This window comes from Velocimicrobium porci (genome assembly GCF_009696045.1).
GTDB classification, from domain to species: Bacteria; Bacillota; Clostridia; order Lachnospirales; family Lachnospiraceae; genus Velocimicrobium; species Velocimicrobium porci.
The window spans coordinates 93,725-116,060 of record NZ_VUMT01000003.1; the positions used below are offsets into that span (position 1 = coordinate 93,725).

Genomic DNA, 22,336 nt, shown 5'->3' on the forward strand with positions numbered 1-22,336 from the left:
TTCTCTTCACTTTACCATCTCCTTTTTAAAGTTTTATTATACTCCTTCTTCTTTAAAAAGGAAAGGACGTTTGCTTTGATGAAATCTTAATTACAGTAACTTAAAAACACATTTCCTGCCTCTTCAAACAGTTTAGTTCCAGCAGACAAACTGAATTTTTTCTTGCCGGATTGAGGATCAAATATCGTTACACTTGTTTCATCATAGCCAATAACTAATACCGCATGTGTATTATCTTTCATTGCGATAACCGGACGATCACCACTTACAAAATATAATATCTCTTCTAAATTACAACCGGTTAAATTGATTGGCGATTCAAAATGTTTCTTTAATACATCATAGATTGATTTTCCGTTATCGGTAAGTTCATTTATATCCGCACTAATATGATTGTATTGTAACATCATAGATAAACATGCACCAACGCTGTCAATTGATTCTGTTACTTTCACTTCCTTTAACTGGTTCAACGTCTTATGATTATATTTACCGCTTCGTTCCCATACCAACTGATGTTTGCCATCAATCACAACACCGACATTTTCATCTGCCATTGCAATTGCCTCACTGACATCATCGGTACTTCCAATTATGGAACCATACGCCTGTATATAATACTTTTCACCCACTATTTCCTCTTTGTCCAGATGCAGAGTTGTATCCTGCTTTAATACTGCATTCATCGTATCATATACTTTTGGAACATTTTTCATTGCAAACCCTTCCGGCATAAATAAATACCACTCTGTTTTCGTCAAATCTGTTACTCTTGAACGAAGACCAATAATATTATTATCTTCTTTTCCCTGACTTAAAATACTGTCACTGGAAATAACTTTATATCCATCTTTGCTTTTCTTCATACGAATCAACTGGGCAACTGTATCTTTTATTTTAGCATCTGTAATATAAACACCTTTTTGCCGATACTCTTTCAAAACCGTTCCATCATTATCAGCAATTTCTAATTTATAAGCAGGAACTAATACCGTTCCATCTTTCATTTCCTTAATATCCGCTTTTTTCACATAACCGTACAATACATGGTTATCTAAACTTCCAAGAATTTTTATAATTTCACCTTGGGGTGCTTTGACTTTTTTCTTAGTTCCTTTTTCTAAGTCATAAATTATCATAGCTTCTTCCCCGCTTTTTCCTTCAAGCCATGCAATCGCATGTTTTCCAGGCATTGCCGCAAAATTCTTTTCCGTTATGTTAGTCGCTATTGTACTCACTTCTCTTGCATTGATATCGTAGGAATAGATTGTATTATTTAATGTAAAATAAAACACGTCTTTATGATTTGCATAACTGAAACCTTCAATATCTTCCTTTAAAATCTGATAGCTTGTTTCCAGCGGAATACATACTTTTTCCTCGATTTGTTTTGTTTCTATATAAAAACGATAAAAGATTAAGGCTACTTTCCCTTCATAATCGCCACGATTCATATAACCATAAACCGTGAAATCGATATTCCCACTGTCATCCATATTCAAAATACGAATATTGTGCTGGTCATACCCTTCCCTGATATAATCATTCTTATCGCTCATAAAGGAAAATACACGGACTGCTTCATTTTCAGCCAGGCTATAGTACCAAAGCTCACCATTTCTTACAAATGCAACTTTTCCATTTTCACCACTTGTTACAATGTCAATATCTTTGTCATTTGTAACTCCAATTTTAAATTCTCCCTTTCCAAGACTTGCCAGATTAATATCAAACATTGATTCCATTGTACGCTCGTAATTCAAAAGATAAATCCGGTCAGCTGTATAACGAATCCGATAAAACTCCTTAACTGAATAAATTTCTTTTCCAGAATCGGTCTTAGCAGAAACAAAGTATTCTAACTGAACAGCCGCTGTCTCCACATTAAATTCCTTTATTGTTGGAACAATGTCAGTAATTACAGTCGGGTTTAAGTTTCCCCAGCTAAACATATCAAAGCTTGAATGTATTGTTACTTTTGCAAAAGAACTTCCGTCCTCTGTGCCATCTGTTTCTAAATATTTAGCTAATGCTTGAGCCTTTTGTTTATCTAAACTACTCTCATGAAAGTTATTTATAAAATCCATTTTCTGAGCTAAGTAATAATCTGTTTCGTAATATTTTACTCGCGTATAGTAATTAATCTTTTTACTGTTATTTGTAACTACTGTTATTTTTGCCGCATATTCCTTTCCCGTTACAAAATTCGCTTCGAACTTTATTTTTGCACTTTTTCCATTTTCTATTTCGTCTAATGCACTAATTGAGCCGGAATCCAATAATATATTATTTTTTAATTCCCGGATTTCATATTTTATTTTTTTTACAATACTCTCGTTTTCCTGAATTCTTACCTGAAGTGTTTTATCATTATCAATTGGTGTCATTGACTCACGAATCACATTTGCCTCTATATTTCCACTATATCCATGCAGGCGATTAATCACATACCCACCTGACTCAATATACAACAACGGAAATGATGCATCTTCCATCTTTACAGCTGAAGTTAAATTAATTTCTTCTTCTTTTATATTTTCACTCATAAATATTAAAGTCGCAATAAATACCGTGGTTAATACAATTATCTTATATACTCGCTTATACATTTCTCTATTTCACATCCTTATCTTCCCATTGTATCATTTTTTTTCAAAAGTTCAATGTTCTTTTTTTGGGAAATAAAATTTTTATTCAGAACAATCAACTTTTTTATTATTACTGCATATATTAGGATAAAAAAGATGAAAGGGGCTACTATGAATATTTCAGATTCTTTCCGCGAGAATGTGGAAAAACTAGAAATTCCAAAATATCCATTTTACGGATATGATAACTCAGAAGAAATCGATAAGGATGTTGATTACATAAAAAGTCTTTATCCATCGGATGTACAGTTGATTCAACGTGAAGTAGAAGAAGAATGTGATAAGCTAGAATATGATGGAAGCTGTATGTTTGACCTCTATCCTGATCGCGTACATTTAAATACAATTGTTGATAAAATTTATGATACGGTTTCTGCCACTAGCGAAGACGAAGTATCAAAAGAAGAAATTAACAATTCCAACATTGCCAACTCCCCTTGGCCATGGAATCATTGTGGACCAAACAGAACCTGTCCTCCACCCAGACCTGACCATCGTCCGGATGGCAGACCCAATTGGAGGAGAGATTTAATAGAATCGCTGCTGTTTAATGAAATGCTTCATCGAAGAAGACGCCATCGCAGCCGAAAGAGATGGACGAATTATTAAGCGAAATACGTTTAATAATCTTCGTTTAGAAATGGCGTTACCACTTTAACAATTGTTTTTCCTTCTTTCTCATTATAGGTAAAAACAATATTTAAATTAATTTTTTGGTTCTCAATTACTACATTCGAATGAAGCAAATCCGAATATCCATAAAAGGAATAGAAATTATCTCCCTTCACTTCCTTAACTAGAACACCATGATATTGGTTTAGGAACTGTTTTGCACATTCTCTCCCTTCTGCAAAAGTTAATTTCTCATTATATTCTTTTTCCTGCAAAAGAGAAGTTGTCTTCTCTGTATACGCATCAATAAAGGAATTATAATGGAACTTAGCTTCTGCCATAACCTGTGTAAATGCTCCTATCCAAAGAACCGATAAAATTACAAAATAAAATTTTAATTTTTTATACATGATAAAACCTCCATGTCTGGTTATTATATACATTGTTAGTATATATTCTTACCAAACCATGGAGGTTTATTCGAACTACTTTATTTTGAATATTTTTGTGCCAAATCAATACGAATCAATGATTTACGCAATGCTAATTCTGCACGCATCTCATCAATTTCTCCGTCGCCACTCTTAAGTCTTCGTTCAGCACGAATTTTAGCTTCCTCCGCACGATGAACATCAATTTCATCTGGCCATTCACAGGATTCAGCCAAAATAACAACTTTGTCGCCTAATATTTCAACAAATCCATCATGAAGTGCTGCTTCTTTCACTTCATCTCCATTGATAATACGCATAACTCCTGGTGAGATTACTGCTGTCAACGGAATATGACCAGCTAAAACACCGATTTCTCCCTCGGTTGTTTTTAACTCCAGCATTTCTGCATCTCCGTTAAAAAATTGACGTTCTGGGCATATGACCTGAACATTAAATAATTTTTCTGCCAATAGAATCCCTCCTATTTGCCTTCTACTCTTGCAAGAACGTCGTCAATATTACCTGCATTCAAGAAATAACTTTCAGGAATATCATCATGTTTACCCTCTAATATTTCTTTGAAACCTTGAATTGTTTCTGCAATTGGTACATATTTTCCTTTTAAGCCTGTAAACTGTTCTGCAACGTTGAATGGCTGAGATAGGAATCTTTGAATCTTTCTCGCTCTGGCAACTAATAATTTCTCATCTTCAGAAAGTTCATCCATACCAAGAATTGCGATAATATCTTGTAACTCCTGATATCTTTGAAGAATTTCCTGAACACCACGAGCAACTTTATAATGCTCTTCTCCTACAATACGAGGATCCAAGATACGGGAAGTTGACTCCAATGGGTCTACTGCAGGATAGATACCTAACTCTACAATAGAACGGGAAAGTACTGTTGTCGCATCCAAGTGGGCGAATGTTGTAGCAGGAGCCGGGTCAGTTAAGTCATCGGCCGGTACATATACAGCTTGAACAGATGTAATAGAACCATTCTTTGTAGAAGTAATACGTTCCTGTAAAGCACCCATTTCTGTCTGTAATGTTGGCTGGTAACCTACGGCACTAGGAATACGTCCAAGAAGGGCGGAAACCTCAGAACCTGCCTGTGTGAAACGGAAAATATTGTCGATGAATAACAATACGTCCTTACCACCCTTATCACGGAAATATTCCGCCATAGTAAGTCCTGTAAGACCTACTCTCATACGGGCTCCAGGTGGCTCATTCATCTGTCCGAATACCATTGTTGTTTTATTGATAACACCAGATTCAATCATTTCATAGTATAAGTCGTTACCCTCACGAGTACGTTCACCTACACCAGTGAATACGGAATAACCACCATGCTCTGTAGCAATGTTTGTGATTAATTCCTGAATAAGAACGGTCTTACCTACACCGGCACCACCGAACAAACCAATTTTACCACCTTTTTGATAAGGACAAAGAAGGTCAACTACTTTGATCCCTGTTTCAAGAATCTCGGTATTTGTAGATTGTTCTTCGAATGCAGGAGCCGGTCTGTGAATTGGATTATGCTCAACACCTTTTGGTGCTGGTTTATTATCAATTGGCTGACCAAGTACATTGAACATACGACCCAATGTATTTTCACCAACTGGAACGGAGATTGGTCCGCCAGTGGCTTTGGCTTCCATACCACGTACAAGACCATCGGTTGGTCCCATGGCGATACAACGAACTGTATCATCACCAAGATGCTGTGCAACTTCTACAACTAATGTAGTACCGTTATTCATCTTGATATCAATTGCTTCATAAATCTCTGGAAGATGACCTTCCTGGAATTTAATATCAAGTACCGCACCGATAATCTGAGTGATTTTTCCGATATTTAAATCTGCCATTGTTATGCTCTCACTCCTTTAATTTATAATTTGTCTTACATATTAGTTGATAGCTGAAGCACCAGCAACAATTTCTGTAAGCTCTTGTGTAATGGAGCTTTGTCTTGCTCTATTATATTTCAATGATAAATCTGCAATCATATCCTCTGCATTATTTGTAGCATTATCCATGGCCTGCATTCTGGCACCATTTTCACTGGCAAATGCCTCAACTAATGCGCCAAAAATTTGTCCATTAATATATTTTGGAATGATTTGCTCTAATACTTCCTCTGCTGCAGGTTCATAATTCATCAAAGTCAACTGTTCCGCTGACGTCTCTCCATCTTTTTCTTCTGCCGGTGTAAATGGCAGAAGCTTAGTAAGTGTTGGAATATGAACTACCGTATTCTTAAATATTGTATACGCAATATAGATTTCGCCTACCTCATCATTAGAGAAAGCATCTAATACGGCTCTTCCGATTTCAGCTGCATCACTGTACAAAGGTGCATTCATGACTTCTGAATAATCTGCCCGAATGTCATAGCCTAATCTTGCTAACGTATCTTTTCCTTTTCGACCTACCGCATATACGATAATGTCCTCTTTTGGAATATCTCCTTTTGTAAGAAGCTTTACTACGTTGGCATTATAGCCCCCTGCAAGACCTCTGTTTGAAGTAACAACAATGATAGCTTTCTTCTTCGAAGTTCCTCCTGACAGCATTGGATGTGATATATTACCGGACTTCTTAAGCATCGTATTAATCGCATCATACAAATGTTCAAAATATGGTTTTGATTCCTCTGCATTTGTTTTTGCTTTCTGAAGCTTAACAGTAGATACCAGTTTCATAGCCTTGGTAATCTGTCCGGTGCTTTGAATACTTCCTTTACGCCTTTTGATATCTCTCATTGAGGCCATCGTATCACACCTCTCTATTCATTCGCAAATTGCTTTTTGAATTCTTCAATTGCCTTGACTAAGGTTGCTTCTGTTGCTTCATTGATTACTTTCTCCTCACGGATGCTCTTAGGAATCTCAGGATACTTGGTATCAATATATTCGAATAATTCTTTTTCAAACCTTAAAATATCAGATACTGCAATATCCAATAAATATTTCTTTGTTGCAGCATAAATAATAATTACCTGATATTCAACCGGCATTGGCTGATACTGAGGTTGTTTCAGAATTTCCTTAATACGCTCACCTTGTGCAAGCTTTTCTTTTGTATCAGCGTCTAAGTCTGAACCAAATTGTGAGAATGCTGCAAGTTCACGATACTGAGCAAGCTCAATACGAATTGGTCCGGCGATTTTCTTCATTGCCTTAATCTGTGCAGAACCTCCTACACGGGATACAGAAAGACCCGCATTAACAGCAGGACGGAAACCTGCATTAAACATTTCTGTTTCCAGATAAATCTGACCATCTGTAATAGAAATTACATTGGTTGGAATATATGCAGATACGTCACCAGCCTGTGTTTCGATAATTGGAAGAGCTGTTAAAGAACCGCCGCCCAATTCATCCGAAAGCTTAGCTGCACGTTCCAACAATCTGGAATGAAGATAGAATACATCACCAGGATAAGCTTCACGACCTGGTGGTCTACGAAGAAGTAAGGAAAGTGTACGATATGCAACCGCATGTTTACTTAAATCATCGTATACAACAAGTACATCCTTTCCTGCTTCCATCCATTCTTCACCGATTGCACAACCGGAGTATGGAGCAATGTATTGTAATGGAGCAAGTTCACTGGCAGTAGCAGCAACGACTGTTGTATAGTCCATTGCACCATATTCTTCTAATGTCTTAACAATTGTTGCAACAGTAGAAGCTTTCTGTCCAATTGCAACGTAAATACAATTTACGCCTTGTCCTTTTTGATTAATAATTGTGTCAATTGCGATAGCAGTTTTACCTGTCTGTCTATCACCGATAATTAACTCACGCTGACCTCTTCCGATTGGAACCATGGAGTCAATCGCCTTGATACCAGTCTGAAGTGGAGTGTCAACTGATTTTCTGGAGATAACACCAGATGCAACTCTTTCGATTTGACGGTATTTTTTAGATTCAATAGGACCTTTTCCATCAATTGGCTGTCCTAATGCATTTACAACACGTCCTAACATTGCATCACCAACAGGTACTTCTACTACCCTTCCTGTTGTCTTAACAGTGTCACCTTCATTTATACTTTTGGAATCACCAAGAAGTACGGCACCTACGTTATCCTCTTCCAGGTTAAGAACCATACCAAAGATTTCATTTGGGAATTCTAGCAACTCACCAGACATCGCATTTTCCAATCCATGGATACGAGCGATACCATCGGCAACCTGAATAACCGTACCTACGTCAGAGACTTCCAGCTTAGTGCTGTAATTCTTAATCTGTTCTTTGATTATAGAACTGATTTCCTCAGGTCTCAAATTCATGATTCACTTGCACCTTCTTTCTTCTTTAATAAAAAGCCTTATTACTGAAGTTGTATTTTGGACAAATCCTTCGCCATCATAGATAACTTAGTACGGATACTGCTGTCCACAACTCTATCGCCAATACGGATAATTAGCCCACCAATCAGAGCTTTATCCACATTATAATGCATCTCAAACTGTACATATTTTGTAACTTGGAGAAGTCTGCTTTCTATGTCTTTCTTCTGCTGGTCATTAAGTTCTGTTGCTGAAGTTACATACGCTACTCCGATATTTTTATATTCTCTGACTTCATCTAAGAAATACTGGAATATCTCATTCATATCGTTATAACGTCCTTTATTAACGATTATAACTAAGAAACCAACAATTGTATCAGAGAAATTACCCTTAAAGATATTCTCGATTACACTTACCTTTTCTTCTCTCGTTATCTTAGGATGATTAAGGAGCTTCGAAAGTTCCTCATTTTGAGCAAATGCATCTAAAACCGCACTAGCTTCTTTAGCAACTTCATCTAATGTATTCTCTTCCATTGCCAGCTTAAACAGCGCTTCGCCATAGGTTTTAGAAACTAATTTTGCCATGTCTTATCACCCATCTCTTTTAAAGTGTTTTCAATTAACTCAGCCTGCTGTTTTTCATCCATAGAAGCAGCAACAACTTTTCCTGCCATTAAAGATGCAAGAGAAATCATTTCTTGTTTTACTTCATCTTTAACTTTACTCTTTTCGAGTTCAACTTCTTTGTTTGCTCTGTCAACGATACGGGCAGCTTCTTCTTTTGCACTGCCTACAATATCATTTTCTTTCTTAAGAGCTTTTTTACGAGATTCACTTAAAATAGCCTCGGCTTCTTTATTAACCTCGCTGATTTTCTTTGTATATTCTGCTTTTAAATTAACAGCGTCTGTTTTTTCTTTTTCAGCAAATTCCATTTCATCTTGGATTCTCTGCTGTCTTTTCTTTAAAAATTCTCTAGCTGGATTAAATAACAAATAGGATAATGCTGTGAATAATACAAATACAGCAATTAATTCAATGCATGTGTCTACCAGCAATTGCAAGTCCAGACCAAATAGTCTGTCAACGCCGTCAATTGACGTTGTTAAAAATACGTTCACTTTACGGCCTCCTTTCGTCGCTTTGTTGTCTTAACGCAGCGATAAATTAAAGTTTACCGATAAGTGGGTTAGCAAATAACAGGATAAGTGCGATAACTAAACCGTAAAGACCTGTTGTTTCGGCAACAGCCTGTCCTAAAAGCATGGTAGACATAATTGTTCCTCTTGCACCTGGGTTACGACCTACTGCAGCAGCACCATGTCCTGCAGCAACACCTTGTCCAATACCAGGACCAACACCGGCGATCATTGCTAAACCTGCACCAATTGCTGAACAAGCTAAAACTAAACCTTCATTTGTTATATTCATGATATGTTCCTCCTTAATAAATAGTTATTTTTTATTGCGCTGCTTCGTCACCGATAGCATCTGCAACAAATACCATGGTTAACATAAGAAATACGAATGTCTGGATTGCTCCAGAGAATAAATCCAGATATGCGTGTAACGCTGCTGGCCATACGAGGGTTAATGCTTTTGGAATTAATCCATATACTAAGGAAAGCATAACCGTACCTGATAAAATATTACCAAACAAACGTAGTGACATTGAAATTGGTGTTGCAAATTCACTAATCAGGTTAATTGGGAAGAATAAGAAAAATGGTTCAAATAATGCTTTGATTTTGCCCATTTTCTGATGCTTAAACCCATTAAACTGAATCATAACCCATGTAATGAGGGCCAACGGAAATGTTACACCAAAATCGGCTGTTGGTGGTCTAAGACCAAACAAACCTGAAATGTTGGATACCAAAATAAATGCACCCAATGTACCAATATAATTGGCAAACTTTGGTCCATATTTTGCTCCCATGTTAGAAATAACAAGATTATCTATCATTTCCACTATCATTTCAACAAAATTTAAAAATGGACCTGGTACTTTATTAGGATCCGCATTCTTAATCGCCCGGTTTGCAAAAATTGCAAAGATAATCAGCACAGCCATAACAATTAGTATGGATATATGCGTTGTTGTGATATACAACTCCTGACCAAATAAATGGTATTTCGCATATCCCTGCGCACCCAGGCTTACGTCGCTGTCTGCACGAATGAGATTGATACCGCCAGGTATTCCCCTCGCCATTAAAGCGATTCCTTGATTCACATTCTCACCTTCCTTTATAAAGCAATTTGCTTGTTATTCCCTTATGAATAAATGGCTGGATATAGGCTGATATTTTTAATGTCAATATTCCCAAAACAACACCAACCAGATTCAACCAGTCGGATAAATATAGCGCTATAACCACAGCCAGAATCATAATCATCATCCGGATTGCAGTCATCTTCCGAGCGTGCTTAATCGCACCATCTTCTTCTAAATCCAATGTTTTTTCTAATGATTTAAACATATGAATTGCAAGAATAAGTGCTACCACACCTCCATAGCATACACCTGCAATAAAAACACCACTTCCCTTGGTTGCAGCTCCTCCAATTAAGCAAATAATAAAGGATAGCCCTACAATACCAATAAGAAGATCCCAAAAGGTTTCCTTTTCTTCCCTCATGACATCCTCCCATCTCTTCAATCTTTATAACGCTCATTATCATCTGAGCATGTTTCCCTTTGCTTCTTTAAATCATCAAAGTATTTTTGTTGTGCCTCTTCTTCTTTTAAATCCCTCAAATAAAAATTTTTTGTTATAATATACACACTGCGAAAAGCTGCACATACACCTAGTACAATAAAAATAATGAACCAATACTGAGTGTTCAGCCACTTATCCAGCTGATAGCCGATAAAAGCACTTAAAAAGATTGGTGTCATCATTGTAATACCAATCTGTGATATCATCATAATGGCACGCCAGATTTTTTTATCTTCTCGTTTCATGCTGTACCTCTGAAATTCTGTATTTTTAGTACTAATAATAACATTATATACACTTTATCGTAAAATGTCCACAATTATACATACAAAAAAAGAAATTAATTTTTATGAAGTCACAATGTATAATTAAAAAATATTATTAAAAGTATCTCAAAATTTAATAAAATTATCAATAAATTAATAAATATTATTATTCATTAAATTTAGCTAACAATCTTTTGTTTTTTTGAATGATTTCATTTCTTTTTTAACAAAAAATGATTTTTTCTTATTATTTTATCACAGATACAAGTTTCTTTGTTATCTTTTTTCAAAAAACTAATATTGAACCAGCTATGCTTCTGAATAATTATACATTTTACTTTTACCACTTTTATACCCTATTAAAAACTTATATTCTATATTAATCCCATAATTACAATCCTATATTCGAAAAAATTTTTCTTTCTTAGATTTTATTTGGTGTATTTTCATTACATTTTCCCTTTTTATTTTTTTCTTCTCATGATATAATAGGAAAAATAACAATCTGGCTAATTCAAAAGGGAGGAATTTTTATGAATATAAAACCTCAGCTCTACCGTAAACGTTATTATCCGGAAGAAACGATACACTTAAAAGACGATAAAATACTTTCTCTAACAGAAAATATTATTATTACTTCTTGGAATACTCTGAAACCTAGAAAAGATTTTAGCCACGGATACTCCGCTTATTTTTTGAATGAAAGCTTTAAAGTGAGTAAAATACTGGATTCTAACAATCAGCTTGTATACTGGTATTGTGATATTATAAGAACACAATATAACGCTGTCGAAAATAGTTATATTTTTGAAGATTTGCTTGCTGATGTATTAGTCTATGAAAATGGTACTGTAAAAGTAGTCGATTTAGATGAAATCAGTGACCTCATTGACCAGGATAAAATCACCAAAGAAACCGTTTCCTTGGCTTTACGGACTTTAGATAAACTTTTGAATCTCATTTATACGAATCAGTTTTATAAATTACAGGAAATAATTGAAAAATTTGTATTATAATTGAAAAAAAGGGGGGCACTTATATCTGATATTGGGCAACATAAAAAGCAGTTGCACACTAAATAATTAGTGTGCAGCTCCCTGCGTATAAAATAAGAATTTAATTTTTTATTTTCTTCTTTCTCGTGCAAGACGATAAGTATTGATAAGTAACAAATATATAAATGTAGCTGTATAAAATAACAAAGATCTTTTTATATCAATTTTTCTGTTCTTCTGCAAGTGAAGCTGCTTCATCATTCAATTTCAAAACTGTTTTTTTTATCAACCTTGAAAGTTCTCCAAAGCAATTTTCGTAATCCATTAAATCACCCCCATAAGGGTCTACAACATCGCCCTCTTCACCGGCGAATTCTTTAATGGAATAAACTTGCTCTAATGGACCATATTCTTCCAAAATCTTTGCTTTATGACCTTCTGTCATGGTTAATACCAATGTTTTGTCACTGATATCCTCTCGTGTCAGTTGTGTTGCCATATGATTTGCCAAATTCATATCATGATTTTTTAATACTAATTCAGCTTTAGGATTGGATGGTTCTGGAAACAAAACAACAATTCCTCTTGAACAAGCTTCAATGCCCAAATCATAAGAAAGATTTCTAAATATTACCTCTGCCATAGGACTTCTGCAAGTATTTCCCGTACAAACAAATAACACTTTATCGTATTTTCGATTTTCTTCCATAAAACCCCTCCTTTAAACTGTTATAACCTGATAGCCTGCTGCCTTTAAAAGCCGATTCATAATTGCGTTCCCCAATTGACCTGATGTAAAACCTTCTGAATAAATATATTCAACCTGCATATCATCAAAGTCACGCAATACCCGATACAAACCTTGTGCTATCTCAGCTTCATTCTTTCTGGATCCAACTACAACAACATTTCCTGCCTTATATCGGTCTTTTGTTTCTTCCGTTGCTATGATTCCGACTTTTACTCCCTCTTTTTCTTTCTCCCCCGCAATCCTGTTGATTGCATCGACTACCTTTTCTATATCTCCTTCATATATTGTAAGATCACCTTTGGGCGCATAATGTTTGTACTTCATGCCAGGTGCTTTCGGTTTAAAGTTCTTATCTATATTCTTAGAAAGAATTGCTTTATCAATCTCAACTTTTCCTACAACCTCTTCCAACATTGCTTTTGTTATATATCCCGGTCGAAGAATTACTGGAATTTCACTTGTCATATCTACAATCGTAGATTCAATTCCTATTCCAACAGCACCACCATCAATAATCATCTCAATTTTACCATCCATATCCTCCATTACGTGTTTTGCCAATGTAGGACTTGGTCTTCCTGATGTATTGGCACTTGGTGCCGCAATTGCGATATTCGATTCCCGAATCAATGCTAAAGCAATTGGATGATTTGGCATACGAATTGCAACTGTATTCAAACCACCAGTAGTGCCTAGTGGTACCTTTTCACTTTTTTGAAAAATCATGGTTAAAGGTCCTGGCCAAAACTTATCTGCCAGTAATTTTGCTTTTTCCGGAATTTCTGTAACCAGTTTTCCCAACATATCCATATCCGCAATATGAATGATAAGTGGATTGTCTGATGGACGCCCTTTTGCCTGATAAATTTTTTTAGCAGCATCCTCTCTTAATCCATCGCCTCCTAATCCATATACAGTTTCCGTAGGAAAAGCAACCAAACCGCCATTTTTTAAAATTTGGGCAGCCTCTTTCATGTCTTCTAATTTAACTTGTTCTTTATCTATTACTTGTATTTTTGTATTCATGGTGATGATTATACCACTAATAGAAATCGTTTGCAAATTTGCATCATATAAGACAAACAACTGCAATTTTTTATTTTCTATATTGTCTGCATGAACTACAACATAAAACATAACTACTCTATCATATTTCCACACCAATTCTGCATATACTAAAAAAACAGTTTCTTTTGGAGAATGCTATGTCAAACAGCAAATTAATTGATTACCTGTTAGCTATATCCTTTGTCGTTCTTTTTCTAATCTGTATAGGTGTAAAATTCAATTTTATCCAGGCAATCCCTACACAAAAAGAACATACAAACATAATCATAATTGATCCCGGTCATGGTGGCTTTGACCCCGGAAAGGTCGATATTGATGAAACAATATTAGAAAAAGACATTAATCTTAGTATTTCTCACATATTAAAAAAACAACTCGAAAAAGCAGGATATCATGTGATTATGACACGAACAAAAGATGAAGGACTCTATAATGAAGGCGATTCAAATAAGAAAATAACAGATATGCGAAGACGTGTAGAAACAATCAATGAAAGTAATGCCCTCTTAGCAGTCAGTATTCATCAAAACAGTTTTACACAGGCAAGTTCAAAAGGTTCCCAAGTCTTTTACCATTCTCAATCAGAAGAGGGAAAACTTCTTGCAGAAACAATTCAAGAGCAAATAAAGACCGAACTACAAGATGACAACCACAGAGCTGCCAAATCAAATAATACTTATTATATGCTTAAAAAAACAACCTGTCCGATTGTTATTGTAGAATGTGGCTTCTTATCAAACCCAGAAGAAGCAACCCTTCTAACTACCAAATCTTATCAAAAGAAAATGGCAAAAGGAATCTGTAATGGAATTCTTTCTTATCTAGAGAATAAAAGCTGAGCTGCTTTCTTCTAAGTAGCAAGTTTTTGTTACTTAGAAGAAAGAAACTGTCGCTTCATAACCTTCTAGTTATCAAAGCAACAGTCTTCCATGATTCACATATTTTTTTCCTCCTACCCCAGACAGTGTTCCTTAATTCCGTCAACACCTGTAATTGTTGCAAGAAGCCCACCTAAAGCGTTAATATATTTTTTTAACTTCATATAAACACTCCTTTTCTACTATAACGCTTTACAATTTTTCACAATCATTGTTAGCTATAACTTAATTTTTCCTCGTTTATAGTGATACATATATATTATATGAAGGCTTTTCTAAAAACATGCCAAAAATTCAAAAAAATTTTGGACAACTTTAAATTTTTATTTTTCTATCTTCCATTCATTTTCTAAAATCTAACTGTAAATTTAATATACCGTTATTTTTCCTCTACGATTTTTAAGTACAGGAAATACGTCATACAATGCAAAAACCCAAAGGTTTTAGCCTTTGGGTAATTCTACACAAAACATAAATTTATTCAAGCGTGTAATTTTTTTGCCATTATGATATACTTATAAAAGAACAATAAAATATTACGACATTACCATTAAAATACTTGGGAGGACTATCATAATGTCATACTTTTTAATTACATTTGCTAACACACACACCGCAATATCAACTCAAAAGTTTCTGACCGGAAAAATAAATTTTTGCATTATGCCCACATTGCGTGAATTATCTCAGAGCTGTGGAATCTCCATTCGTATTAATTTAACTGAGCTTGACGAAACTCAAACCCTACAGGAAATGGCTTACCCTATTATAAAACTCATGGATAGTCAAAGTGTTTCTTCTAATCTTTATCAACTTTACTATATTCAAGACAACCAAATAACTCCCATTCCTTCTTAAACTTCTTTTTAATCGGAGATTATTTTGGACTGTAAATAAATTGCCTGTTCTCTTGTATCAACATCGATTAACTCTATCTCTTCGACTTCCAAAATAAGTACATCCTCTTGATGCTCCAGTAAAATTCGCTTTCCTCCTTTATCTCCCTGCAGGTTCATTAATTCATTAAAATATTCCTTTCCGATAATACACGGATTTCCCATTTTCCCCTGATATCCTGCACAAAGCAGCCGGTTATTTTCGTTTTCAAATACATTTTTTAAACGTTCCAATGTCTCCATTTTCAAAAATGGCTGGTCACAGACAGAAAAAAGAATTCCATCCACATTTTTTGTTTTTTTTAAATAATTCATCCCCAAATGAATCGAATGAGCAATTCCTTCCTGTGGATTTTCATTTATAACTACGTGAAAACCTCTTCGCTCAGCTTCCCTTGCAATCATCTCATACTGTGTTACAACAACCTTAGCCGTGCAATCAAGCACTTCTAATTTTTCCAAGATATGTAAGTACATTTGCTTACCATGAAACATTTCCAATAATTTTTTTCCATGATACCGATTGCTATTGCCTGCCGCTAACAAAACGACTCCTAATTTTTTTTTCATTTTTCTTGCGATACCTTCTAAATTGTAATAACTTTGCCTGCCTTTGTCATTCTCCCTGCAATGTCATACATATTACTTACCGTACCAATTTTTAATTGTTCCGCAATTCCATAGAAGTTTAGACAAGTGCCACAAACTAATATATCAACGCCCATATCTGAAAGCTTTTTCAAATGCTCTACAACCTGTTCATCCTCTACAGGCAGTTTTACGCCACCATTCATAAACAACACAGCTGATGGTAATTGTTCTGCTTCGGTCAATGTATAAATGTACATTCTCATAAGATTTTTTCCTAATTCATGGTCACCATCTCCAACCCACTCTTTTCCGATAAATACAACATAGTCTTGCATTCCCTCTAAATTTGGTTTTTGTGGACTGCTTATTTCGTCTAAAATCTGTTTACAAGACTCACAATCTTTCGAGAAAATGACTTCATAAATCTCTTTTTTCTTATGCACTTCTGTCAAAAAACCTGTACTGTCGGCTAATTTCTTTAAGTTCTCTACGGCAATCTGATTATCAACCTTTATTAAAAGTTCTTCGGCTCCCTTATCAATTGCCTTTTTTGTCATTACAACAGGAATTGGACATGACTTTCCAACTGCATCTACTACTACTCTCATTTTACATCCTTCTTTCTTAATTTTTAATTAATCTGGTATGCTCATATTGGCAGACCGCTTCCAATACTCCCCCGCCAATCGCCCGTGCTTTATCCGATATCGTAAAGCAATGTTCTTTTACGCTTCTGGCATCAATATCCCCCGACTTCATGCCTTTTGTCACTGCTACTCCATTCTGTAACATTCCACGTACAATCCCGGACATTTGAGCATAAACCGGTATTTCATTCACATATGCCACACACTGACCTTTTTCAACCGTATCTCCAATTTCTACTTCAGGTTTAAAAATTCCATCTGCAGAAGCCCTTATAATTCGTTCTACCGTGTATCCTCCTACATCCCCCGGTATCCCTGTATTAGGAATGGCTGCACCATCTTCAATTACAGAACCTAAATAGTGACCCCGTTTTGTTTCTATTACTTTGTGGCAATCCATTTTAGCAACAAAACCGGGTCCCACTCCAATTACAAGCGGTGCATCCGTTATAGAGGTTCCCGTATTTCGCTTGGCAAGAATTGCATCAACCAAGACTTCCGGACAATATTGCTTTCTTATTTCTGTTGTTTCATCTACCAAGACCGGTATCACACCTTGCCTTATTAAATCATAAGCCTGCTCTAAATTATCTGCTTTTTTCGCACAGACTCCTTCCACAACTGCCTCATCTTCATACACAGCTCTAGAAAATGATACCGTTCTCCGAACAGCTGTTGGCACAGCAATTTCAGTCATTATTACCTCATAACCGCTTCGAAACAGACGATACCCGATCCCAGTTGCTAAATCCCCTGCTCCTTTAATCAAAATTTTCATATAACTCCTCTTTTCCAACCTTCTTTTCATTTACTATCATAAAACATGTCATTTAACAAAGAACATATTTTTACCTGTTTTATTCCGATTCGATTCAACTGCCGTTCTATTTCCCTTGCATCCGCAACTTGCTCTGGTGAATCCACCTTGTTAAGGACAACCCAGTAATCCATATTTTCTGTTACACCTTTTCGCATACCGTCCGAATCTGCCATTAACGTTACAATATCTTCACAAGTTAAAACTTTTTCTTCAGAACAATTTAATATCGCTGCAACTTCCTTTGAACAATAACATACCTGTTTAATTGGTTTGTGAACTGCATCCAACCCTGCCACAGCAACGACCACATTTGTCTGCGGAATAATAACCGGTTCATGTTCCCTTGGTGCTTTGCAAGGCATGTGCTTTGCCCCGTCAGCTTCAATTAAAACAGGAATATTCCATGCCGTAATTTCCTCTAATGTTTTTCTTTCTAATCCTTTTATTTTTCCATTTCCACATGGAATACCCGCAACTATAATCTGCTCTGTCTTTAAAAGCTTTCTAATCTCCTCAGATGAACCACTATACGAGTTCTTCCATTTGTTTTGCTTTTGCATATGGGTTGTCGTTGTTATAATTACTTTTTCGCCTTTACTCACAAACCATGATGCTGTTTTATAAATGAAAGATGTCTTTCCTCCGGCACCTACAACTGAAATAACAGGCGAATTTGTTTTTTTTAATAACATATTCCCTTCCTTTTAAAATATCGGACTCCAGGCATTTTACAGACTTTTGCCCATTTTATTTATCTCTTTCTAAAAAATAGTGTACATAATATACTTTCCATTATCAAGACTCTCTGTCTTCTCTTTTATAAAAATCTATAATATATATGAAACTTCATATTTTGTCTGCTGATAAATAAAATAACCTATTCTTCTGATTTTAACAACCTGACAGATTAATCAAAAGAATAGGTTTAATTTTAATTACTTAATTAACATATTTTACAATTACATTCCAAACACTTGGCTTTTCAAGTCCCAGTTTCCATCCGGCAACTCCGGCAACTTTCGCCTTATCAATCAATTTCATTTTTTCTTCGATGGACTCGTCTTCTTCTAACCACATTTTATAGACTGCTCCATCCTTTTCAAATTGCCCATAATATTGTTTCGTCTTTTCATCCCATTTTGGCTGTACCTGATAATCCGATAACACATTTTGAGCCTGAACCATGCCATAGGCCTGGCTGGAGATTTTCGTTTCATCTCCTTCTTTTGTTTCTTTCCAAAGTCGAGTATAAAAAGGAACACCTATAATTGTACGATCTGCCGGCACCTCTTCTAATGTCTTTTGAATTGCATTATCTACAAATGAAATGGATGCAACAGAACCGCTCTCTTTCGAACCACTCGTATGTTCATCATATGCCATTGTAATAACATAATCAACTACTTCTCCTTGTTCTTTTCGGTCGTATTGAGCAGTATAACCAGGTGCATAATTATCTACCGAAAGAATAACTCCATTACTTCGGCATTTTACAGACAACTCTCGAATAAACTCAATAAAATGTTCTCCTGCATCATTTGTAATCCGCTCAAAGTCAATATTAATACCATCTAAATTGTATTTAATCGCATTGGCAATCAATTCATTAATCAAACGCTCTCTTCTCGATGTATAAGAAAGTAATTCAACCATATTAACATTCTGACTGTCAAAATCATTACATAATGCCCAGACTTCAACACCGGCATTATGTGCTCTCTGCACATATCGTTCACTTGCAAGAGAGCTAATATTTCCCTTACTGTCAGTCAATGCAAACCAGGTAGGTGATACTGTCGTAACGCCCTTTGTATTATTCAAAAGGTTCAAAATTCCCTCATTGGCATCCTGATTTGTTACTTGGTGCCATACCATATTAATCTTATAATCCTTTGTAATGTGTGGATAAGCAACCTCTTTATAGTCATTTTTTAGCATCTTTGTCTTCTTATCAGAGATACGATTCACTTTAATATATCCCACAATACCATCTTTTGTAATTACCTTTGCAAAAGCAGAATCAATGGTTTCATCTTTTGCAACCGGTGTATAATAAACTTTTTCGCCCGGCTCCAATGTATATAAAATCGGACTTTTAATACTGTCTTTTGTACGAAGTGCCGCTTCTTTCTTTATTTCGGAATAACTGTATTTTTCATTCCATTTATATCGGAACACAATACGGTTTGGATTCTTATAAATTTTATATTCCAGATTGGTATATAATTTTACATAGTCAATCGCAACATATGTTTTTTCACCATCCGTCTTAACAATCTGGTAATCAACGTTTGTTTTACTCTTATTAATATAGTAATATTTGCTTCCAACTTCTGTCTTAATAATTTCATTTGGCGTCGTATAAATTAAAATATTCTCATTGGCATCCCAATAAAATCTATGGTTGAAATATTTTTGAATTGTATTAATGTCAACATATACCATTCCGTCTTTATATAGTCCCTGCTCTTCATAAACCTCATCCTGCATTACTAGCATAATCTTTCCTGTATCAACAGGATAATACTTTGTAAGTTCCATTGTTTCTTTACTTGGTGTATATTTTTTTACAATAAAAACAACTGCAATAATAAGAACAACCAAACATAATAACAAAAATGCTGTTTTCGCTGTTTGTTTCTTGCTCTCCATCCTTGGCCTCCTTTTCTAAATCACTCTTTCGACATTATAACACTTTTTTTGTACGGCGTCATTATGTATTTGTCATTTTACTTTTTATACCTTCTGCAATCTCTCTTCAATAATTTCTTTCCATTCCTCTTTTGAGTGGGCTCCTGCAATTGGTTTTCCCACTAGCTTTCCTTTTTGGTCTAAAATATAAGTAATCGGAAAACCATTAATCGCTTCAAAACGCTCAAACATGGAATCACTTAAAGTTAATTGCTGATATGTAACATTTGCCTTTTTCAAAATCTCTTCTGCATATTTTTTTTCTTTCTCTGTAAGCCCACTTTTCCTTTTTGCATCTCTTCCATATTCAATAATCAAACCTTTGAACGAAACATTCTTCTTCTGATACTCATCAGCCAGCTCTTGCAAATCTGGCAATTCCTCAATGCAAGAAGTACACCATGTCATCCATACATTTACAACTGTAAGTTTGTTATTCTTAAATATTTCCGTTGTTACTTTTCTCCCGTTCATATCCGTAGTGTCCATATTTTGAAATATATCATTAACCGCTCTGCGCTCAGAACCTCCATATACCAATAGAGAAACGATTGCTACTACCATTACCACTATTATTACTTTTTTCATTTTATCCTCCCATACACTTTGCACTCTTTAACAGTTTTATTTTTATTATACCATAATATTCGTTTCACAAAAACAAGATTTCCCATTTAATCTGACAAAAGGGGCTGCGCACTAATCACTTAGTACGACAGCCCCTCTCTTTTAAGGTCCTGTACTATTATTTATTTTTAATCTTAATTTTATCAAATGCAATCCCTATTATATTTCCATTATCATCTCCTATATAATCTTGCATAAAAGTTTCTTCTTCCCGAACAACCAATAAAGTTTTTTCTTCTTCTGGATTTTTACAATAAATTCCATCAATCATAACTTCCATTCCCTGTGCTCTTGCCTTTTTTATTTCTTGTAAAATCCATTTTATTTGTGCCTCATTTATGTCCTTTTTATATTTGTCCATTTTTTCTCCCTCGTCCCTAAAACAGTATCACTGCAGACACTTCTTTCCTATGTAACATAGATGATAAGAAGGATAATTGTGAGTAGATTTATACAAGTTCTACTGTTTTCTTCATTTTTGTTATCAAAAAACTTTTTTTGTATTGTCTTCTGGATATGCCTCAAATGTTAAGTTCTCATTTTTTCCAAGACTACCTTCTGGATTTAACCATTTTTTCTGCTGTTCTTCCTTTCTTTTATATTCCTCCCAAAGTTTCCATTCGATTACATTTTCTGCTCTCTTTGTAATATTGGGATTATCCCGCATCAGCTGATGTACGAAAGGACTTACTGAATAATTAATTACTGCCGGTTTCTGAGAATTATCAATATACTGAATTGCATAAATCTGACACCCTTCATTCAAATATGCATCTACAACCGCACTTGATAACCTTAGAAGCTCTTCTTCTGTTATATTCAACCATAAGGAGTTTGCTTTTGTTCCTTCGGTATCCATAAATGTTAAATCCTCTATTTTCTTCTTAGAAAGTACTACAAAATCGCCTCCATTTGAAAAAGAAATTCTGACATCAATATAATCACCTTTTTTCATCCTGTTTGTTAATCGAATATATGGAAAATTATGTATTCTTATATCATCTGCTAATTTTTCTTTGTTACTTAAATTTAATTGAGTCAGTAGGAGTCCGGGTGCCAGACTAATTCTTGTTTTACTTTCTAAAATTTCGCCCAAACTGGCTGGCTTCTCTTCTCTACTACATAAAACAGCCTCGATATCTGATTCTTTTATTGCTTCTCCAGCTCTCAGCTTTCTAACTGCACGATACCCTTGAACCTTATCACTATCCATAGTTTGCAACTTGTTTTTATTGCCCCAAAAAGTTAAGGGAATTTCTTTTTTTATTAAAGTTTTAATTGTCAAAAGCGCAACTACTATGGATAAAATACCAACAGCAATTATTTTTTTTCTGTTATTTTTATTTCCGCTTTTTATAAATCTCATAAATTGA

At 35.1% G+C, this 22,336-nt stretch carries 26 protein-coding genes; 4 read left to right on the forward strand and 22 right to left on the reverse strand.

The features are described from left to right. Nucleotides 1-86 precede the first annotated feature (86 nt). On the reverse strand, nt 87-2,609 hold the full coding sequence (locus tag FYJ58_RS03150; RefSeq protein WP_154517103.1) for a cysteine peptidase family C39 domain-containing protein: 2,523 nt from the start codon (nt 2,607-2,609) through the stop codon (nt 87-89). A 150-nt stretch (nt 2,610-2,759) separates the two neighbouring features. On the opposite strand from FYJ58_RS03150, the gene FYJ58_RS03155 reads away from it, so the two are divergent. Beyond that, a complete protein-coding gene (locus FYJ58_RS03155; RefSeq protein WP_154517106.1) occupies nt 2,760-3,257 on the forward strand; it encodes a hypothetical protein in 498 nt (165 codons plus the stop codon). A gap of 11 nt (nt 3,258-3,268) precedes the next feature. Here FYJ58_RS03155 and FYJ58_RS03160 read toward each other — a convergent pair whose 3' ends face one another. The 11 genes from FYJ58_RS03160 to FYJ58_RS03210 all read right to left on the reverse strand — a co-directional run bounded on the left by FYJ58_RS03160 (nt 3,269) and on the right by FYJ58_RS03210 (nt 10,978). Next, the gene (locus FYJ58_RS03160) at nt 3,269-3,670 is read right to left on the reverse strand and encodes a YwmB family TATA-box binding protein (RefSeq protein WP_205839137.1); all 402 of its coding nucleotides are present in this window, start codon (nt 3,668-3,670) and stop codon (nt 3,269-3,271) included. 80 nt (nt 3,671-3,750) lie between these two features. Further along, a complete protein-coding gene (gene atpC, locus FYJ58_RS03165) occupies nt 3,751-4,164 on the reverse strand; it encodes an ATP synthase F1 subunit epsilon (RefSeq protein WP_154517112.1) in 414 nt (137 codons plus the stop codon). Nucleotides 4,165-4,175: 11 nt separating this feature from the next. Beyond that, a complete protein-coding gene (atpD, locus tag FYJ58_RS03170; RefSeq protein WP_154517115.1) occupies nt 4,176-5,573 on the reverse strand; it encodes a F0F1 ATP synthase subunit beta in 1,398 nt (465 codons plus the stop codon). Nucleotides 5,574-5,615: 42 nt separating this feature from the next. After that, nucleotides 5,616-6,479, reverse strand: coding sequence for an ATP synthase F1 subunit gamma (atpG, locus tag FYJ58_RS03175; RefSeq protein WP_154517118.1), 864 nt, complete (start codon nt 6,477-6,479; stop codon nt 5,616-5,618). A gap of 14 nt (nt 6,480-6,493) precedes the next feature. Then, nucleotides 6,494-8,005 carry a F0F1 ATP synthase subunit alpha gene (atpA, locus tag FYJ58_RS03180; RefSeq protein ID WP_154517121.1) on the reverse strand — a complete coding sequence of 504 codons (1,512 nt, stop codon included), beginning with the start codon at nt 8,003-8,005 and terminating at the stop codon, nt 6,494-6,496. 41 nt (nt 8,006-8,046) lie between these two features. Further along, a complete protein-coding gene (gene atpH, locus FYJ58_RS03185) occupies nt 8,047-8,595 on the reverse strand; it encodes an ATP synthase F1 subunit delta (protein WP_154517124.1) in 549 nt (182 codons plus the stop codon). After that, a complete protein-coding gene (gene atpF / locus FYJ58_RS03190) occupies nt 8,583-9,131 on the reverse strand; it encodes a F0F1 ATP synthase subunit B (protein WP_328597785.1) in 549 nt (182 codons plus the stop codon). Before atpF ends, atpH begins: the two co-directional genes overlap by 13 nt. A gap of 46 nt (nt 9,132-9,177) precedes the next feature. Next, entirely contained in the window at nt 9,178-9,441 is a 264-nt protein-coding gene (atpE, locus tag FYJ58_RS03195) for an ATP synthase F0 subunit C (RefSeq protein ID WP_154517127.1), read from the reverse strand. A 31-nt stretch (nt 9,442-9,472) separates the two neighbouring features. After that, complete coding sequence (gene atpB, locus FYJ58_RS03200) at nt 9,473-10,225, reverse strand: F0F1 ATP synthase subunit A (protein WP_154517393.1); 753 nt, start codon at nt 10,223-10,225, stop codon at nt 9,473-9,475. Between the two features lie 25 nt (nt 10,226-10,250). Beyond that, the gene (locus FYJ58_RS03205) at nt 10,251-10,652 is read right to left on the reverse strand and encodes an ATP synthase subunit I (protein WP_154517130.1); all 402 of its coding nucleotides are present in this window, start codon (nt 10,650-10,652) and stop codon (nt 10,251-10,253) included. Between the two features lie 17 nt (nt 10,653-10,669). After that, complete coding sequence (locus FYJ58_RS03210; protein ID WP_154517133.1) at nt 10,670-10,978, reverse strand: AtpZ/AtpI family protein; 309 nt, start codon at nt 10,976-10,978, stop codon at nt 10,670-10,672. 554 nt (nt 10,979-11,532) lie between these two features. Between FYJ58_RS03210 and FYJ58_RS03215 the strand changes: the two genes are divergently transcribed. Next, on the forward strand, nt 11,533-12,015 hold the full coding sequence (locus tag FYJ58_RS03215) for a DUF402 domain-containing protein (protein ID WP_154517136.1): 483 nt from the start codon (nt 11,533-11,535) through the stop codon (nt 12,013-12,015). 199 nt (nt 12,016-12,214) lie between these two features. Here the strand turns inward: FYJ58_RS03215 and FYJ58_RS03220 are convergent, their stop codons facing one another. Together FYJ58_RS03220 and FYJ58_RS03225 are read right to left on the reverse strand one after the other, a co-directional pair. Beyond that, on the reverse strand, nt 12,215-12,703 hold the full coding sequence (locus tag FYJ58_RS03220; RefSeq protein ID WP_154517139.1) for a low molecular weight protein arginine phosphatase: 489 nt from the start codon (nt 12,701-12,703) through the stop codon (nt 12,215-12,217). Between the two features lie 12 nt (nt 12,704-12,715). After that, nucleotides 12,716-13,771 carry an L-threonylcarbamoyladenylate synthase gene (locus tag FYJ58_RS03225; RefSeq protein WP_154517396.1) on the reverse strand — a complete coding sequence of 352 codons (1,056 nt, stop codon included), beginning with the start codon at nt 13,769-13,771 and terminating at the stop codon, nt 12,716-12,718. A 179-nt stretch (nt 13,772-13,950) separates the two neighbouring features. Here FYJ58_RS03225 and cwlD point away from each other — a divergent pair, with 179 nt between their 5' ends. Together cwlD and FYJ58_RS03235 are read left to right on the forward strand one after the other, a co-directional pair. After that, nucleotides 13,951-14,652 (forward strand): N-acetylmuramoyl-L-alanine amidase CwlD, encoded by a 702-nt coding sequence (cwlD, locus tag FYJ58_RS03230; protein ID WP_154517142.1) that lies wholly within the window; start codon nt 13,951-13,953, stop codon nt 14,650-14,652. Nucleotides 14,653-15,267: 615 nt separating this feature from the next. Next, complete coding sequence (locus FYJ58_RS03235) at nt 15,268-15,549, forward strand: DUF3343 domain-containing protein (protein WP_154517145.1); 282 nt, start codon at nt 15,268-15,270, stop codon at nt 15,547-15,549. Between the two features lie 8 nt (nt 15,550-15,557). Here FYJ58_RS03235 and FYJ58_RS03240 read toward each other — a convergent pair whose 3' ends face one another. From FYJ58_RS03240 to FYJ58_RS03275, 8 genes are all read right to left on the reverse strand, one after another. Beyond that, on the reverse strand, nt 15,558-16,157 hold the full coding sequence (locus FYJ58_RS03240; protein ID WP_154517148.1) for a nucleotidyltransferase family protein: 600 nt from the start codon (nt 16,155-16,157) through the stop codon (nt 15,558-15,560). Between the two features lie 17 nt (nt 16,158-16,174). After that, entirely contained in the window at nt 16,175-16,786 is a 612-nt protein-coding gene (yedF, locus tag FYJ58_RS03245; RefSeq protein ID WP_154517151.1) for a sulfurtransferase-like selenium metabolism protein YedF, read from the reverse strand. A gap of 16 nt (nt 16,787-16,802) precedes the next feature. Continuing rightward, the gene (gene yqeB / locus FYJ58_RS03250) at nt 16,803-17,603 is read right to left on the reverse strand and encodes a selenium-dependent molybdenum cofactor biosynthesis protein YqeB (RefSeq protein WP_154517154.1); all 801 of its coding nucleotides are present in this window, start codon (nt 17,601-17,603) and stop codon (nt 16,803-16,805) included. A gap of 26 nt (nt 17,604-17,629) precedes the next feature. Next, nucleotides 17,630-18,337, reverse strand: a complete 708-nt coding sequence (gene yqeC, locus FYJ58_RS03255; protein WP_154517157.1) for a selenium cofactor biosynthesis protein YqeC — start codon at nt 18,335-18,337, stop codon at nt 17,630-17,632. Between the two features lie 247 nt (nt 18,338-18,584). Next, nucleotides 18,585-20,297, reverse strand: coding sequence for a glycosyl hydrolase family 18 protein (locus tag FYJ58_RS03260; RefSeq protein WP_154517160.1), 1,713 nt, complete (start codon nt 20,295-20,297; stop codon nt 18,585-18,587). Nucleotides 20,298-20,381: 84 nt separating this feature from the next. Next, nucleotides 20,382-20,924 carry a TlpA disulfide reductase family protein gene (locus tag FYJ58_RS03265; RefSeq protein ID WP_154517163.1) on the reverse strand — a complete coding sequence of 181 codons (543 nt, stop codon included), beginning with the start codon at nt 20,922-20,924 and terminating at the stop codon, nt 20,382-20,384. A 157-nt stretch (nt 20,925-21,081) separates the two neighbouring features. After that, nucleotides 21,082-21,324, reverse strand: a complete 243-nt coding sequence (locus tag FYJ58_RS03270) for a hypothetical protein (RefSeq protein WP_154517166.1) — start codon at nt 21,322-21,324, stop codon at nt 21,082-21,084. 123 nt (nt 21,325-21,447) lie between these two features. Then, nucleotides 21,448-22,329 (reverse strand): hypothetical protein, encoded by an 882-nt coding sequence (locus FYJ58_RS03275; protein WP_154517169.1) that lies wholly within the window; start codon nt 22,327-22,329, stop codon nt 21,448-21,450. Nucleotides 22,330-22,336: the final 7 nt, after the last annotated feature.

Coding starts and splice junctions, on each gene's coding strand:
- FYJ58_RS03225 (WP_154517396.1), bottom strand. CDS start 13,771: ATGAATACAAAAATACAAGTAATAGATAAAGAACAAGTTAAATTAGAA.
- atpE (WP_154517127.1), bottom strand. CDS start 9,441: ATGAATATAACAAATGAAGGTTTAGTTTTAGCTTGTTCAGCAATTGGT.
- FYJ58_RS03215 (WP_154517136.1), top strand. CDS start 11,533: ATGAATATAAAACCTCAGCTCTACCGTAAACGTTATTATCCGGAAGAA.
- FYJ58_RS03260 (WP_154517160.1), bottom strand. CDS start 20,297: ATGGAGAGCAAGAAACAAACAGCGAAAACAGCATTTTTGTTATTATGT.
- FYJ58_RS03155 (WP_154517106.1), top strand. CDS start 2,760: ATGAATATTTCAGATTCTTTCCGCGAGAATGTGGAAAAACTAGAAATT.
- FYJ58_RS03235 (WP_154517145.1), top strand. CDS start 15,268: ATGTCATACTTTTTAATTACATTTGCTAACACACACACCGCAATATCA.
- yqeB (WP_154517154.1), bottom strand. CDS start 17,603: ATGAAAATTTTGATTAAAGGAGCAGGGGATTTAGCAACTGGGATCGGG.
- FYJ58_RS03275 (WP_154517169.1), bottom strand. CDS start 22,329: ATGAGATTTATAAAAAGCGGAAATAAAAATAACAGAAAAAAAATAATT.
- atpA (WP_154517121.1), bottom strand. CDS start 8,005: ATGAATTTGAGACCTGAGGAAATCAGTTCTATAATCAAAGAACAGATT.
- atpG (WP_154517118.1), bottom strand. CDS start 6,479: ATGGCCTCAATGAGAGATATCAAAAGGCGTAAAGGAAGTATTCAAAGC.
- atpB (WP_154517393.1), bottom strand. CDS start 10,225: ATGGCGAGGGGAATACCTGGCGGTATCAATCTCATTCGTGCAGACAGC.
- yqeC (WP_154517157.1), bottom strand. CDS start 18,337: ATGTTATTAAAAAAAACAAATTCGCCTGTTATTTCAGTTGTAGGTGCC.
- FYJ58_RS03220 (WP_154517139.1), bottom strand. CDS start 12,703: ATGGAAGAAAATCGAAAATACGATAAAGTGTTATTTGTTTGTACGGGA.
- FYJ58_RS03270 (WP_154517166.1), bottom strand. CDS start 21,324: ATGGACAAATATAAAAAGGACATAAATGAGGCACAAATAAAATGGATT.
- atpH (WP_154517124.1), bottom strand. CDS start 8,595: ATGGCAAAATTAGTTTCTAAAACCTATGGCGAAGCGCTGTTTAAGCTG.
- FYJ58_RS03160 (WP_205839137.1), bottom strand. CDS start 3,670: ATGTATAAAAAATTAAAATTTTATTTTGTAATTTTATCGGTTCTTTGG.
- FYJ58_RS03240 (WP_154517148.1), bottom strand. CDS start 16,157: ATGAAAAAAAAATTAGGAGTCGTTTTGTTAGCGGCAGGCAATAGCAAT.
- FYJ58_RS03150 (WP_154517103.1), bottom strand. CDS start 2,609: ATGTATAAGCGAGTATATAAGATAATTGTATTAACCACGGTATTTATT.
- atpD (WP_154517115.1), bottom strand. CDS start 5,573: ATGGCAGATTTAAATATCGGAAAAATCACTCAGATTATCGGTGCGGTA.
- cwlD (WP_154517142.1), top strand. CDS start 13,951: ATGTCAAACAGCAAATTAATTGATTACCTGTTAGCTATATCCTTTGTC.
- FYJ58_RS03210 (WP_154517133.1), bottom strand. CDS start 10,978: ATGAAACGAGAAGATAAAAAAATCTGGCGTGCCATTATGATGATATCA.
- FYJ58_RS03205 (WP_154517130.1), bottom strand. CDS start 10,652: ATGAGGGAAGAAAAGGAAACCTTTTGGGATCTTCTTATTGGTATTGTA.
- FYJ58_RS03265 (WP_154517163.1), bottom strand. CDS start 20,924: ATGAAAAAAGTAATAATAGTGGTAATGGTAGTAGCAATCGTTTCTCTA.
- yedF (WP_154517151.1), bottom strand. CDS start 16,786: ATGAGAGTAGTAGTAGATGCAGTTGGAAAGTCATGTCCAATTCCTGTT.